The following is a 17073-nucleotide window of genomic DNA, read 5'->3' as shown; positions in this document are numbered from 1 at the left end:
TCAGAGTGAGTAAAATTATATACTCATTTTGAGTAAATAATTGCGTCCGGATGAAAAATCTAAATACAGAATATGTACCTTTGATTTTTCTCACTGTATAAGTCAATTATTTCACATTAAAATTTTATTCTTTTTGTCGATCCATATTCACCTGCAAATCTGTTTTAGTCAACATTTAAATCATATGATGTACTTATGCTAATAACCCTTACACCTTCGAAACCGTCGCGGTTTAAGAGTATTTTATTTTTGTTGTCGGTTCTGTTTTTGGTGACAGAATCGTTTGCCCAGGCACCCAAAATTAATGTGCTGGTTTTCAGCAAAACCGAGGCATTCCGGCATAACTCTATTGGTGCCGGAAAAACGGCCCTTGCGAAAATGGCTAAGGAGAAAGGTTTTGCCGTTAATTTCACGGAAGACTCCAAGCTTTTTAACGAAAAAGAATTACGGAAATACAACGCCGTTATATTTCTGAATACGACTGGCGATGTGCTGAATGATGGACAGCAAGCGTCGTTTGAACGTTATATCCAGGCCGGAGGCGGTTATCTGGGGATACATTCTGCTACGGACTGTGAGTACGAATGGCCCTGGTATGGTCAGTTGGCAGGCGCTTATTTCCTGGACCACCCGTCGACGCCAAGCAATGTTCAGAAAGGGAAATATTCAGTAAAGGAAAAAGGACACTGGGCAACTCAGGGAATGCCGGATGAATTTGAGCGGATGGACGAATTTTACAGCTTTCGGGATATTTCGCCAAAGATCAATGTCGTTTTAACGATCGACGAAAAATCTTATCAGGGCGGTAAAAACCCCGATTTTCACCCGATGAGCTGGTACCAGGAATTTGACGGCGGGCGTTCTTTTTACACCGCTATGGGACATACCGACGAGACTTTTTCTGAGCCGTTATTTTTGAACCACTTATGGGCCGGGATTAACTACGTTGCTGGTGGCCCTACGCCAAAACCGCTTGATTACACAAAATCGCGCCCGGAGGAAAACCGTTTTACGAAGGTGATTCTGGAAGAAAAGCTTGATGAACCGATGGAGCTAACTTTGCTGAATGACGGACGTGTGCTTTTCATCCAGCGTAAAGGTGAAGTGAGAATTTACAATACGAAAACGAAACAGCTCAAAACCATTGCGAAAATTCCGGTAAGTCTTAAATATGTAAGCAAGGAAGGTAAAGAATCGGTAGCGGAAGACGGGTTGCTGGGATTGAACAAAGACCCCAATTTCGCTCAGAATCATTGGATCTACCTTTATTATTCCGTGCCGGATGTGTCTAAAAATGTTTTGGCACGTTTTGAGTTGAGAGGCGAGGAACTGATTATGGATTCGAAAAAAGTCATGCTCGAAATTCCTACGCAACGTGAGGAATGCTGCCACACGGGTGGTTCGATCGCTTGGGATAAAACAGGTAATTTATATCTTTCAACGGGTGATAACACAAATCCGCACGGATCCGACGGGTTTAGCCCAAGTGATGAAAGAGAGGGCAGAAGTGCCTGGGATGCGCAAAAGTCATCTGCCAATACGAACGACCTGCGTGGTAAAATTATCAGAATAAAACCGACAGCGGATGGTGGTTATACCATTCCCGAAGGCAACCTTTTCCCAAAAGGAACGGCTGATACCCGTCCTGAAATTTACACCATGGGACACCGCAACCCGTTCAGGATTTCGATTGATCAGAAAACGGGTTATTTATACTGGGGAGAAGTGGGGCCGGACGGTTCCAAACCGGCTGACGACCGCGGCCCGGCGGGTCACGATGAAGTAGGGCAGGCTAAGGCTGCGGGTAATTATGGCTGGCCGCATTTTGTTGGCGACAACAAGGCTTACAACCGTTATGATTTTGCTAACAAAAAATCACTGGAAAAGTGGGAGGTAAATGCACCGGTTAACACTTCTCCCAATAATACGGGTCTGAAAAAACTACCACCGGCGCAAAAAGCCTTTATCTGGTATCCTTATGCTGTATCGAAAGAGTTCCCACTTGTAGGTAGCGGTGGCCGTAATGCCATGGCTGGCCCGGTATATTACAGCGAGGATTTTAAAAATGCTTCCAATGCTTTTTCCAAATATTATGATGGAAAACTGCTGGCGTACGAATGGATGAGAGGCTGGATTATGGCCGTAACGATGGACAAAGATGGCAACTACAAGTCGATGGAGCGCTTTATGCCAAGTTACAAGTTCAGCAATCCAATGGATATGGAATTTGCCGAGAATGGAGATTTATACATGCTTGAATATGGTTCTGGGTGGTTTTCTGCCAATGATGATGCCCGTTTGATCCGTATCGAATACAATGCAGGCAACAGAAAGCCGCAGATTCAGCTGGCGGCAAACCAGATGGGGGGCGCTATACCGTTTAATCTGAAACTAACGGCAAAAGGAACAACCGACGCAGACGGAGATGACCTGAAATATGCCTGGAAAATTACCTCCAAAAATGGATTTACAAAGTTGGTTAGCCAGCAGGATGCCGCGCTGACTTTGACCAAGCCGGGGATTTACAAAGCGGTTCTTACTGTCAATGATGGTAAAGGCGGGGTAAGTTCGCAGGCAATGGAAATCACGGCTGGTAACGAACCGCCGGTATTGACCTTTGAAATGCCTAAAAGCAATCAGACGTTTTTTGTTGCTGACAAAACCGTTGGTTATGAGGTAAAGGTGAAAGACAAGGAAGATGGCAGTCTGGCGGATGGAAGGATTTCTTCCGACCAGGTATCTGTGAAAATTGATTATTTGCCGGAAGGCTTCGATAAGGTTGCTATCGCACAGGGGCACCGTTCGGCAGATGAATTGTCTGCTTTTGCAAAAGGTAAAAATCTGATTGCCGCCAGTGACTGCAAAGCATGCCATAGTGCCGAAAAGAAATCGATCGGACCTGCGTACAGAGAGATTGGGTTGAAATATCAGAATGACAATTCGGCTTTGGAAAAACTGACCAAGAAAGTAATAACCGGCGGTAGCGGTGTTTGGGGTGAAACTGCCATGGCAGGTCATCCGCAGCTTTCGACAGCAGATGCTTCTGAAATGGTGAAGTACATTCTTAATATTGCCAAGGCGAAACCGGCTGAAAAATCGTTACCTGTTCAGGGAGCGTTTACGGCGAAATTGCCTGCAAAAGATAAAGGACAGGGCGTTTATATTTTAAGGGCTGCTTATCAGGATCAGGGTGCAAATGGCCTGCCGTCGATCAGCGCTGAGCAAACGCATACGCTTAGAAACTCAAAGCTGGGACCGCATGATTTTGATAAGTATGAGGATGTGAGCAAGATGACTTTTGGCGGAAATGCCTTTGCCATACCTTCTAAGGACGGCTCGTATATGTTGTTGAAAAACATAGACCTGGCCTATGTTGAGGCGTTAAATGTGACTGCGATGGCTCCGATAGCCCAGCTTAATTCGGCAGGCGGAAAAGTGGAGGTAAGGGTTGATGCACCAAACGGCAAGCTGATTGGGGAGTCGGAAGCGATTGAGCCTTCGAATTCAATGGCTGGGAAGCCTGTATCGATCAAAATTACGCCGACAACCGGTTCTCATGATCTGTATCTGGTTTACAGAAATCCGAAAGCAGATGGACGTTCGCTGTTTATCGTGACGGGCTGTGAGGTGAAACTCATAGAAAATGAAACGAAACAAGCCTCGGTGATCACTGAAAAACCTGCGGAGTCAATTGCGGATTATATCGGAAAATACAAAGTAACAGGTCTTCCGTTCGACTTTATTGAGATAAAAAATGCAGATGGCAAGCTGACTATGGTAGCATCCGGACAGGCCGGCGAGTTGAAACCGACGGAGACAGCAGACAAATACGACGCGGACGGGAAAGCGCTGATTACGTTTATCCGGGGTGATAATGGTAATGTGGGTGGCCTGAAAATGGATGCGATGGGAATGACGTTTGAGGGAAAAAGGGAATAACCAGCCCCTCGGACGTACCGAATTTGGTTCATTAATTTTAAACAGTTCCATAGTTTATTAACTTCTAACAATTATCTATAATGAATAAGCCAAAATCACTTTTCGCGATCATCGTTTTCTTGTTTATAGCAAGTTTTGCACAGGCTCAAACAGCGTCGGTGCCTGAGTATTTTCAGGGGAAATGGAATGTTCTGGTGAAGGATACTCCGAATGGCGACGTTACGATGCCATTAAGATTTGAGCATAAGGAGGGAAAACTGAACGGGTTTTATACCAACCTGGAAACGGGCGAGGAACAAAAAATGACCAGTGTTGAGATTAAAGGAGAAGAGTTGATCGCCGCTTATTCAATGGCCGGATATGACCTTTCCCTTGTTTTGAAAAAGCAGGATTCAGATCATGCCAATGGTAAGTTAATGGACATGCTGGATGCGCTGGGAACACGTGTGAAAGAATAAGTCAGGCCGTTTTTTTTGAACTGTTTTTATAAACAGACAAACTGGTACTTTTGGATCGTTTTTTATCCGAAAGTACCAGTTTTGATTTCAGACAGACTTATTAAATCAATTTAAAATAGAATATTTTCAAAATATCAGACAAAAATTGACGGCGACTTACTAACTTGAATTCCCTAGGGCAAATTTTAAATCATTGGTTGTCAATTCTCTATTTTAAAACGGGTTATTAATGAATGTCGTTGTCATTTTTGATATTGGAAAAACAAATAAGAAAGCATTTATTTTCGACGAAGATTATCAGATTGTCTGGCAAAAGTCAACAAATTTTGCGGAAACGGTCGATGAAGATGGAGACGCCTGCGAGGATATTGACCTGCTGACGAAATGGGTAAAGGCCTGTTGGCAGGAAGCTAAAAGTCTGGAAGGTTTTACGATTAAAGCCGTTAATTTTAGTACTTACGGAGCCAGTTTGGTTCATATCGGTGCGGATGGCAAGGTGCTTACACCGCTTTACAATTATCTGAAGTCTTATCCTGAAAAACTTAAAGAGAAGTTTTATCAAAGTTATGGCGGCGAAGAGGCGTTTGCGATGGTTTCTGCTTCGCCGGTTTTGGGAAGCCTGAATTCCGGGATGCAGATTTTCAGGATCAGGGAAGAAAGACCTGAGTTATTTGACCGGATCAGCCATAGTCTTCACCTGCCTCAATATCTGAGCTTTTTGTTCACTGGGCAATATTATGCTGACCACACAAGTATAGGCTGTCACACCAATTTGTGGGATTTTACCAAAATGGCCTATCATGAATGGGTAACCCGTGAAAAAGTAGCGGATAAATTACCTGCCATACGTACTGCCAACGAGAGCATTCCGTTGACGGATGGTATAACAGCGGGAGCAGGATTACACGATAGTTCTTCCGCACTGATTCCTTATCTGATTAATTTTAAGGAGCCGTTTTTATTGATATCGACCGGCACCTGGTCTATTTCCTTAAACCCGTTTAATGCAACGCCGCTGACATTTGAAGAAATTCAGTACGACTGCCTTTGCTACCTTGACTACAAGGCGAAACCGGTAAAAGCGGCCAGGTTATTCGCTGGTAATGAGCACGAAATCCAGACCAGACGACTGGCTGATCATTTTAAAGTTGCGGCTGATTACTATAAAAATGTAGCGTATGATAAAACCCTGATCGATACGCTTCAAGAAGAGCGGAATGAAGTAGCGTTTGATAAATACAAAATCCTTCGCGAATCAGCTTTTAAAAACAGGGATATTTCCCAGTTTCAGACTTATGAAATTGCCTATCACCAGTTATTGCTCGATATTATAAACCAGCAGATTATTTCTACGGAGCTGGTTATTTACAACAGTCCCGTGCAGAAAATATTCGTTGACGGCGGGTTTAGTAAAAATCCTATTTTTATGAATCTGTTGGCCGAATCTTTTCCTGAACTTGAAGTATATGCTGCGTCTATTGCGCAGGCCAGTGCGCTCGGCGCGGCTTTGGCTATTCACAAAGACTGGAACAGCAAACCAATTGCCAGTAACCTGATCAATTTGAAGTTTTACAGGCATTTATAAATGGAAATATGAACACCGTACTGCCGGCTCTAACCTGCGGTCCGGTGTTTTTAAATCCCAAATGCTTTTTCAGTTCTTCGTGCATGACGCTATCGTGAATGCCATCGGCTATGACCATATATGGATGTATGGTTTCAAAAATGGTTAGCGTCCAGAGTAATTTAGTGGTTTAATTATAAATTTTGGGAATATATTTTTTAACAAAATACTGCCGCGCAGTTTTTGAGTCCATCCATATTCCTGACCTTCATTTTCTGGTATATCTTGTATTTCATGGAACTGACAGTCGATGCGGTTACCTTTAGTTCATGTGAAATCTGTCTGACCCTAAGACCTTTTAAAAGTAAATAGGCTACTTGCGATTCTCTCGGGGACAAAACTTCCAACAAGTTGTTGCTTTTTATTCTGTTCAGTAAATAGTAGGTTAGTTGCTCAAAAATGTACTTTTCTCCTTTTATAATGGCTAGTAATGTATTTTGAAATTCGCTGTAATCCATCGATTTCAGGCAAACACCGTCAGCGCCATTCTTCAGGTAAGTATAGGCCAGTATTTTTTCATCCTCTTCAATAAAAACAAGAATTTTCATTTCCGGCCAAAGCGAACGAATACTGCCCAGATTTATAAGGTAGGTTTTTTCCTGTAAATTGATGTCAATGATAAGTATGTCAAACCGCTGACCAGCCGGTCCTTTTAAAACGGTGTCCAGCATAACGAGTTCAACATATGCGTCAGGTGCGTATTGCTTTAAGTGTGATTCGATTTCCGTTCTAAAGACATTATCTTTTGTTAAAAGCAGCACATTTGTCATTTGTATTATTTTAATAGAGGTGGTTGTGTAAAACGTGTTCCGGTGTTTGTATACTTCTTTTGCCTTCCGGGTTTTGAGGACTTGATCAGGATAATCCCGTGTGAATTATTTTGTGTTGGTATATAAAAAATATCCCCTGCCAGGGCAGGGGTATTTGACGTTAATCCGATGAGGGAATAAACAGACGGACTGGTTCTTGTGACCAGTGCCGTCCGCGACTGTTATCGGACAATCACAATTTTGTGATTGCTTGAAGTACCATTGATCTGTTTGACACGCAAAATGTAAATGCCTTGTGGCAATTTACTGACGTTGATGCCATCGGAATCTACGGCTTGGCTGCTGTAAACTATATGACCGTTCATATCGATAATGGAAACTTCCCTGATTTCTGAAATCCGGATATCCTTGATATAGATTTTATCGGATGACGGGTTTGGATAAATGCTAACCGGTACGCCCTTTGAATCGAAACTGGCGGTCCGGATCCTGCTATACGCATAAGTCCCGTCTTTATCGATCATTTTCAGACGATAGAGATTTTCACCAGTTTCGGGTGAAGGGTCAACGAAGGAATATTTCCTTAACGAAGTACTTTCACCTTTGGCGGCCTGCGATCCGATCTGAACCCAGTTTCTGGCATTCAGGCTTCTTTCAATTGCAAAGACCTGACTGTTGGTTTCTGATGTTGTAGCCCAAACCATTTTAGCGGTCTGCCCTTCCTTTGTTACATCAAAATAGGCCAGCGTCACAGGCAACGGACTTCCCCAACTGATGGTGTACCGTACTGGTGGGGAAACTATACCTGCCTCATCCTGGTAAGCATAATGGAAGGTTAATGCATTATAACCTGTGCCTGTGAGTTTGATTGTCATCAGCGCAGGATCGTAATTGTCGATAACCTGTCCTTTTGTGACCAATGCACCGTTGTACCAAAGTTGTCCATGATCCGGTAGTTCAGTGATAACCACGGTGCGGTTTTTTCCTGAACCATTCAGCGTTCCGTCTTCGGTATCGGTACCCGTAAGCTGTCCCGGTGAAGTCGTTCCGGTTCCTGTTGAAACAAGTGTTCCGTTTAACGTAATAACCTGATCGGTTGTCGGCTGGTCAATTACGTAAGTTTTAGGATCACTTACCGGGGGGATCTGTATACCCAGGTTAGCGTTGATAACACTCGTCGTATTTACCACCACATTGATCAGAATGCCGTTAACAGTTCCATCGCTTCCTGCTGTTGTACCCAGGTTTTCACCTGTGTTCAGCCAGCCTGTTGGCAAACCTGGTGTTGTTGAACCGGTTGAAGTTTGGTGCAAAACCACGCTGTAAGTACCCGGTGCGGTTGTGCCGAAATCGTAGGTTCCGTCAGCATTTACCGGTACTGTTTTCACCGCTACACCGCTCGCATCGACCAGCGTTACATACAATCCGGTCGGGATGGTTGTTACTGTCCCGGTTGTATTCACGACATTATCCGTTAATGCATTGGCATCATGGAATACATTTCCACTGAGCGTAACGGCAGGGATTGGTGTAAACGGATTGGTCACTTCGCTGACATTACTTTCAGCGCCTGCGTTGTCAGTTACTTTGAAAGGTACCGATGTGGTTACGCCGCCATCGATCGGATCGATTTGTACGGAAAGACCTGTAATCGGAACGGTCAATGTTCCCGGCCATACCTGCTGCGAACCTGTTGGTGTTACACCGGCTGGCACATACGTGATGCCGTTGATGGTTACCGTAGTTACATTGTCAGGGAAATCGGTAAAGGTGATGGAGGTTAACGTACCATCAGGATCAGATTTGATAAAATCATTGCTGATATCAACGGTCACGATTCCACCCGGATTAACCTGCGATGGGAGCGCTTTGTCGTTTGTTACCGGAGGCTGCTGCACGCCGAGGTTGGCATTTATAACACTCGTCGTATTCACCACCACATTGGTCAGGATGCCGTTAACGGTTCCATCGTTTCCTGCTGTTGTACCCAGATTTTCACCTGTGTTCAGCCAGCCTGTTGGCAAACCTGGTGTCGTTGCACCGGTTGAAGTCTGGTGTAAAACCACGCTGTAAGTTCCCGGTACGGTCGTGCCGAAATCATAAGTTCCGTCAGCATTTACCGGTACTGTTTTCACTGCTACACCGCTTGCATCGACCAGCGTTACAAACAATCCGGTCGGGATGGTTGTCACTGTCCCGGTTGTATTCACGACATTATCCGTTAATGCATTGGCATCATGGAATACATTTCCACTGAGCGTAACGGCAGGGATTGGAGTAAACGGATTGGTCACTTCGCTGACATTACTTTCAGCACCTGCATTGTCGGTTACTTTGAAAGGTACCGAAGTTGTTACGCCGCCATCGATCGGATCGATTTGTACGGAAAGACCTGTAATCGGAACGGTCAAAGTTCCCGGCCAGACCTGCTGCGAACCTGTTGGTGTTACACCTGCTGGCACATACGTGATTCCGTTGATGGTTACCGTAGTTACATTGTCAGGGAAATCGGTAAAGGTAATGGAGCTTAACGTACCATCAGGATCAGATTTGATAAAATCATTGCTGATATCAACGGTTACGGTTCCACCCGGATTAACCTGCGATGGGAGGGCTTTGTCGGTTGTTACCGGAGGCTGCTGTACGCCGAGGTTGGCGTTGATGACACTCGTTGTATTCACCACCACATTGGTCAGGATGCCGTTAACGGTTCCATCGTTTCCTGCTGTTGTACCCAGATTTTCACCCGTGTTCAGCCAGCCTGTTAGCAAATCTGGTGTCGTTGAGCCTGTTGGTGTCTGGTGTAAAACTATGCTGTAAGTTCCCGGTACGGTCGTGCCGAAATCATAAGTTCCGTCAGCATTTACCGGTACTGTTTTCACCGCTACACCGCTTGCATCGACCAGCGTTACATACAATCCGGTCGGGATGGTTGTCACTGTCCCGGTTGTATTCACGATGTTATCCGTTAATGCATTGGCATCGTGGAATACATTTCCACTGAGTGTAACGGCTGGGATTGGTGTAAACGGGTTGGTCACTTCGCTGACATTACTTTCAGCACCTGCGTTGTCGGTTACTTTGAAAGGTACCGATGTGGTTACGCCGCCATCGATCGGATCAATTTGTACGGAAAGACCTGTTACCGGAACGGTCAAAGTTCCCGGCCAGACCTGCTGCGAACCTGTTGGTGTTACACCTGCTGGCACATACGTGATTCCGTTGATGGTTACCGTAGTTACATTGTCAGGGAAATCGGTAAAGGTAATGGAGCTTAACGTACCATCAGGATCAGATTTGATAAAATCATTGCTGATATCAACGGTTACGGTTCCACCCGGATTAACCTGCGATGGGAGGGCTTTGTCGGTTGTTACCGGAGGCTGCTGTACGCCGAGGTTGGCGTTGATGACACTCGTTGTATTCACCACCACATTGGTCAGGATGCCGTTAACGGTTCCATCGTTTCCTGCTGTTGTACCCAGATTTTCACCCGTGTTCAGCCAGCCTGTTAGCAAATCTGGTGTCGTTGAGCCTGTTGGTGTCTGGTGTAAAACTATGCTGTAAGTTCCCGGTACGGTCGTGCCGAAATCATAAGTTCCGTCAGCATTTACCGGTACTGTTTTCACCGCTACACCGCTTGCATCGACCAGCGTTACATACAATCCGGTCGGGATGGTTGTCACTGTCCCGGTTGTATTCACGATGTTATCCGTTAATGCATTGGCATCGTGGAATACATTTCCACTGAGTGTAACGGCTGGGATTGGTGTAAACGGGTTGGTCACTTCGCTGACATTACTTTCAGCACCTGCGTTGTCGGTTACTTTGAAAGGTACCGATGTGGTTACGCCGCCATCGATCGGATCAATTTGTACGGAAAGACCTGTTATCGGAACGGTCAAAGTTCCCGGCCAGACCTGCTGCGAACCTGTTGGTGTTACACCTGCTGGCACATACGTGATTCCGTTGATGGTTACCGTAGTTACATTGTCAGGGAAATCGGTAAAGGTAATGGAGCTTAACGTGCCATCAGGATCTGATTTGATAAAATCATTGCTGATATCAACGGTTACGATTCCGCCCGGATTAACCTGCGATGGGAGCGCTTTGTCGGTTGTTACCGGAGGCTGCTGCACGCCGAGGTTGGCGTTGGTTACGTTGGTTCCGGCAATGGTGATACCGGTCAGAATTCCGTTGGTTGTCGCATCGTTGCCTGCGCCAGCACCCAGATTTTCTCCTGTATTTGCCCAGCCTGTAGGCAGACTTGGTATCGTTGATCCGCCCGGTGTCTGGTTTAACACTACACTGTAGTTGCCCGGGGCTGTTATGCCAAAATCATAGGTTCCGTCTGCGTTAACTGCTACCGTTTTTACCGGAAGGCCATTTGCATCTACCAAAGTTACATATAGACCGGTTGGTATTGCGATAGCCGAAGTCGTGTTGACGGAGGCATCCGTTAACGCATTGGCATCATGGAATACATTACCAGTCAGGGTTACGGGAGGGTAACATGCCTGAGCGGGGTTAATGTTCACGTCTACTGTTTTTACCAACTGACAGTTTGATACATTATCGGTAACGGTCACCGTGTAGGTTTTCGCCGTATTGGTCGTAACCGTAGGATTGGCTATAAATGCATTTGATAAACCCAGAGACGGAGACCACACGTATGAATAGTTACCTGTTGAAATTACATTAAGTGGTAAGGTCGATGCTACGTCGGGACATACAGCGGTATTGGCTGCCGTTGCCTGAATTGTATTTGGATTTACCACAACAATAACTTCTTTGTAGTTACTGCAACCTGTTGAGAGGTTGGTTTGCGTCAAACGGTAAGTCTGGGTTGATGTCGCCGTAATCGTGGTCGACGGAGAAGTTGGGTTGGCTACACCTGCAAGCGGGCTCCACTGCCAGCTCGTATTTCCGGGTGCTGCTGCGGTCAATCCAACGGTCGAGAAGCCGCCTTCGCAAATTGAAGTGTTACCTGTAATATTGAAAGCTGCGGGACTGTTAACGATCACGGTAACATCGTCGGTTATAATGCAGACTCCATTACTTACTGTAACCGTATACGTGGTTGTTGCTGTCGGTTTAACAGTTGGTTGTGCTGTATTGGCACCACTAACAATCCCTGCGCCTGACCATGAATAGGTCAAGCCGGCAATAGCGGCAGAACCAATCACCAATGATTCACCCAGACAAACGGTAACGTCCGGCCCTGCATTTGCCGAGGCAAGCGGGGTCACTTTTACCTGATCCATTCGCACACAGCCATTGTTATAGGTAACCTGAACATTGTATGTCGTTTCCACTTTGACTGATGTTGCAGGATCAGCAATGGTTGCGTTGTTTAGTCCTGTGGCAGGCGACCAGAGATAAGCAGAGACATTGGCGGGAGCCGCAGGATTACCCGCAGAACCAAAACCAATATTGACGCTTCCCGTCGGGCAGAAAGATTTGTCGATCAGGGCAATGGCCGGAGCTGTTTTCACAGTCACGGTAACCAGATCTTCCATAGGAAGCGAGCAGCCCGGATAACTCACTTTTACCTTGTAGATGGCGGTCGCATCTGGTGCGAGTAATGACGGATTGGCACAATTGGTACAGCTTAAACCTATCGCCGGACTTCCGTCCTGCATTGTCCATTCATAAGTTGCGAATGGCTCGGCCTGGCGTCCCAGTTGTACGTTTTCTTCCGGACAAGCGCTAATCGCTGCCCCGGCATACTCGCCAGCAGAAATGGTTGAACGTAATGTAACAGCGTCAGTTTTACTGCAACCTGATATAGGATCGGTCACTGTCAGATTAAATGTCTGACTTGCACTGGCGAACAAAACCTGTGGCTGTGCATCATTTGGTCCTGAGCCGGGTGCCCATGCGGCGTTAACTGGTGTCCATGAGTAAGTGAAATTGGTACCAACCGGTGGGGGAGTTCCCAACGTTATTGTACCTCCGTTACATACGGCCCGGTCATTGCCCGCATCAGCCGTAACTTCGGTCACAAAAACAGTGACGAGATTTTGGCTGATACATTCCGTGGCTGTCTCTGTTACTTTAACCTTGTATGGTGTTGTAGCAGAAACTGTTGCGAGAGGATTGCTTATCGTCGCGCTGCTTAGTCCTGTTGCCGGCGTTTCGTTCACGAACGTCCAGTTGTATGTAAAACCGGCATTGGCTACATCACCGATTGTGATGCTGGTACCCGGACAGGTATATTTATCCTGAGCGTTAAATATCGGCAGCGACCATTGTGGATTGTTAACCAGTTTGGTTTTCGAACAGGTGATGCTTGCATCATATTTGTTCGTTACGGTACAGGTAATCGGCGTATTAACTGCGGAGGTTACCGTCACAACAGCCGCATGCGGATCGTCTACCATATTGGCCGGACTCCATGTAAAGTTATAATCCGACGCAGGTAAATCTGTCATTAACTGGAATGATGGGAAGGCGGGGAAGACCTTCGGGCAACCTTGTTCACCGATCATCGAGATCTTGAAGTCACAGACGGGGCCTCCCGCAGTGCACGAAGTAATGAACACATCAGCAGAACAGGAAATACCGTTGAGTGTGGTCGTACGACGGAATTGTGTGATACCGCTGTTGCTTTTCAGGTAACCACTTGAACCTCCCGCACGTGTTGACAAAACGACACCGTTTCCACTGACAACCGACCAGGTATATACTGCTTCGTCGCAGTTTTCCCAGGTTGTCAGATTGTTATCGTTCTGATCTATCCAGATCGGACCGCATTTGGTCTCATTCTGAAATGTTATCGCCGGGTTGATTACTGAAACCTTTACCTGGTCCACGAAAGAGCACCCGGTTTTAACAGCCGTAACGGTGTAGTTCATGGCACATTGCACAGCAGAGGTGCCGGCACTGAAAACAGGATTGAATATCTGAGAATTTGACAGATATTGTCCGGAAGTCCACGTGTAGGCGAAAGTAGCGTCATTGGTTCCACCCAAAGTCACAGTGCTGTTTTTACAGATCGTTTGGTCAGGTCCTGCGAAAGCAGCGGTACCGTTGGGTGCTGACACAGGTGTAACAACGACATCATCCGTGGACGAGCAAGTGGCACCGCCTTTGCGGGTTACGGTAACGGTCAAACGATAAGTTGTTGCCACGAGTGGATTGGCAACAGGCTGAGCGCAGGAAGTACAACTTAAAGTAGATGATGCCGATGCGCCCGTTGATAAGGTCCAGGAATATACCACATTCGGACTGGACACAGGCGCAGTGCCGATTTGAACACCTGCTCCCGCACAATTGGATTTGTCGGCCCCGGCGCTCGCTACCGCAGGTGTTACCGTCACCTGATCGATATCGGAGCAACCTGCTGCATCCGTTACTTTAAGGGTATAAGTAGTTGCGGAAGTTGCAGTAGGTGTATAATCTGCCGTGGTTGCCACAGCTGTGGTAGCACTTCCTGCAAACCATTCATACGTAAATGAACCTGCTCCGCCGGTAGCACTTCCGTTTAATGTGACCGTATTGTTCGGACTGGCACAAACATACCATAGAGGGCCGTCCGCATTGGCGATCGGCGAGGCACTTGTCCCGATCACAACGCTGGTTACCGGTGACGTCGCGGCATCTACTGTTAGTAAATTACAATAACTTGTATTGACTTTTGACAACCGGCGATAGTACTTGGTTGTCTGAGACGCAGGTGGCTGTAAATCTTTAAAAGTCTCGCCCGGCAGATCCGTCCAGGGGCCTGCTGCGTTATCGGATTCCTGCCACTGGTAAAATACCTTGTTGACATAATCAGATGGTGTCAGTACGCCCGTTGCGTTTCCGGTGATCAATTGCGGGATGCCGAGGATACAGGCATTCTGCGTCATCGGTGAAAGGGTGGAAGCGTTTGTTATGAAATCCTCCGACAAATAATCTTCCTTAAATTTCACGATCATACCTTCGGATGTACTTCCAGGAGTCGTTTGGTGTGCACCAGCCGTGGCCAGACCAGCCGTGGATGCAGTCCCAACAACCATCAGTGTTTTATTTCCCAGATACTTTATCCCATAAGCATTATCAATACCTGCTCCACCAAAATAAGTAGCCCATAATCTGCTGCTGCCGTCGGCGCTTAATTTGAGCGTTAGCATATCTGTGTTTCCGCTTAGTTTGGTCGTTTGGAAACTACATGCAGAAGTAAGAGAACTTAAAGGTGAACCTGCCGTACCACCGGTGACGAAAATATTATTGTTTTCGTCAATATCCAGCGGTGTGCCGAAAGTGTTCAGTCCTTCCTGACCAGCCGCTCCGAAATAAGTAGCCCATTGCCGGGCGCCCGCAGGATTAAATTTGGCAATAATCCAGTCACTGCTGGCGGTCCAGTTGGGTTGAAAACTGCCGGGAGTTGCAAGTCCACCGCCCCACATTTCGCCAACCACGACGACATCACCTGCGTGATCCACTTTAATGCCAGCCAATGTCTCACCGGCTGTTACGGTAGAGCCAAAATAAGTACTCCAAAGTAGTGAACTTCCGGTACTGTTCATTTTGGCAATGAAGCCATCCTGATTTCCGGCTAGTGTGGCCTGGAAGGCTCCGGAGCTGGCTATCCCCGTGGAGCTGGTCGTTAAACCTGCCAGATAAATGTTTCCCGTTGCATCGACATCTAAACTGGTGATCATGTCACTTACATTGCCCCCAAAATACGTTCCCCATTGACGCACACCGGCAGCATTGAATTTTACAGCCATACCGTTTTGGGTTGATCCGCTCATTATCGTTTTTAGTGCGCCCGGTGTAGCGATGATATTGGCCCCGTTAGCAGACGCAGAACTTCCTGCAGCTATGATTCCGCCATCCGCCGTCAGAATAACACTGTTAAACTGCTCAAAACCTGCTCCGCCATAATACGTTCCCCAAAGCCTGGAGCCATTGGAAGCGTTGAATTTGACCAGCATTCCATCTGAACCACCTCCAAGCGTATTTTGGTGCCCTCCCGCTCCAATGAGGCCAGCGGTAGAAGTGCTGGTATTGCCTGCCAAATATACGGCGGTGCCATCCGACACAAGGTCATACCCGCTATCCGTGGTCCCGTTTCCTCCATAGTACGTTCCCCATTGTCTCACACCGGCGTTATTGAATTTCGCAACAAATGCGTCTGTAAAACCACTTGGTCCCGAAAAACTCACCTGATGTGCGGGAGATGCTGTTGCAATACCTGAAGTACTAAAAGTTGATCCCGTAACGTAGATATTCCCAGCCGGATCACTGTTTACTGAATAAACGAGATCAGAATCACTGCCGCCATAATACGTTGCCCAAAGCACAGTTGGCGTAGGGTCAATGACCAGTGTTTTGGTTTTATCATATGCGGGGACGTTAAAAGCAAAAAGGTCCGGGCGCTCCGTTTTGTAACGCACCGCCATATTTTTACCGCTTTGCTTTATCCAGCTTGCCGGAATACTTTCACTCAGTTTCCCAAATGCCAGCTGCATTTCTATCTTTCCGTTTTTCAGGGCGATGTCACTTCCGCTGTTGTATTTCAATTTGATCAGCGACGCATCAGCCCCGGGGTGCACGATAAAGTTATATTCGACAGGTTTGTCAGTGCCTTTGCTTGCTACAAATTCCAGGTCAATGCCGGGGTAAATGTCTTTGTAAGTCACTTTGCCGAAACTTCTGATACCCTGAAATTGTCCAAGTTCGTTGTAGACATTCGTCACATCGCCAACCTGTTTTTCGGGAACTATAAGTGCGTGTGTATTGGCTCCTTCCAGATCAATGTCCACGCGGTGAAAATGAAGGGCGGAACCTTTGGTTGAAGATGGTTTGCTGCCTTTTTTATTTTTCGCAACATAGGTATCATAACTGAAACCGCTTTTTCTAAGTTGGACGTTTAGCCCCTGCATATTCAGCAGGTATTTTACAGCCTTATTGGGTTTCCCGGTTTCGTCGACGATTTGTCCTTTGTTTTCAATGAAACCTTCGTTGTCTTTTTTTAGCCATTCGGAAGTTTTATCCTTCAATGCGGCAGGAACCGTTGGCTTGCCGGGAGGCGAGTGAAAAGGACTGCTTGTAGTCCTTTTTTGACTAAACGACGCAGCCGTCGTCCAGCACAAAATGAAAATTGTAAGTAAATAATTTCGGATCATAGACAGATCTTTTGGATGGTGTTTAAAACTGATAACAGGTGAAGATTTTCTTATTTTTATTTTTCCATGTATGGTGGGTTAGGTGAGAAATTGAACGTAGTGTGTATGGGTAGTGAACAGGAGGGTAGATTTTTTTTGTAACTAGTTTGAGGTGATAAGTAAAA

The 17073-nt window shown here is 46.3% G+C and carries 5 protein-coding genes; 3 read left to right on the top strand and 2 right to left on the bottom strand.

Annotation, left to right across the window (positions count from 1 at the left end; translation table 11 throughout):
- Positions 1–195: 195 nt before the first annotated feature.
- From M1L62_RS08080 to M1L62_RS08070, 3 genes are all read left to right on the top strand, one after another.
- Positions 196–3939 (top strand): ThuA domain-containing protein, encoded by a 3744-nt coding sequence (locus tag M1L62_RS08080; RefSeq protein ID WP_254412525.1) that lies wholly within the window; start codon positions 196–198, stop codon positions 3937–3939.
- Positions 3940–4019: 80 nt separating this feature from the next.
- Positions 4020–4397 carry a hypothetical protein gene (locus tag M1L62_RS08075; RefSeq protein ID WP_254412524.1) on the top strand — a complete coding sequence of 126 codons (378 nt, stop codon included), beginning with the start codon at positions 4020–4022 and terminating at the stop codon, positions 4395–4397.
- Positions 4398–4626: 229 nt separating this feature from the next.
- Complete coding sequence (locus M1L62_RS08070) at positions 4627–5982, top strand: FGGY-family carbohydrate kinase (RefSeq protein ID WP_254412523.1); 1356 nt, start codon at positions 4627–4629, stop codon at positions 5980–5982.
- A gap of 197 nt (positions 5983–6179) precedes the next feature.
- Here the strand turns inward: M1L62_RS08070 and M1L62_RS08065 are convergent, their stop codons facing one another.
- Positions 6180–6791, bottom strand: a complete 612-nt coding sequence (locus M1L62_RS08065) for a LuxR C-terminal-related transcriptional regulator (protein WP_254412522.1) — start codon at positions 6789–6791, stop codon at positions 6180–6182.
- Positions 6792–7012: 221 nt separating this feature from the next.
- Positions 7013–16909, bottom strand: a complete 9897-nt coding sequence (locus M1L62_RS08060) for a DUF7948 domain-containing protein (RefSeq protein ID WP_254412521.1) — start codon at positions 16907–16909, stop codon at positions 7013–7015.
- Positions 16910–17073 lie beyond the last annotated feature (164 nt).

Source organism: Dyadobacter diqingensis, from assembly GCF_024220585.1.
GTDB lineage: Bacteria > Bacteroidota > Bacteroidia > Cytophagales > Spirosomataceae > Dyadobacter > Dyadobacter diqingensis.
Note: the sequence above shows the minus strand (reverse complement) of the source record. Positions and strands in the feature narration are given on the sequence as shown.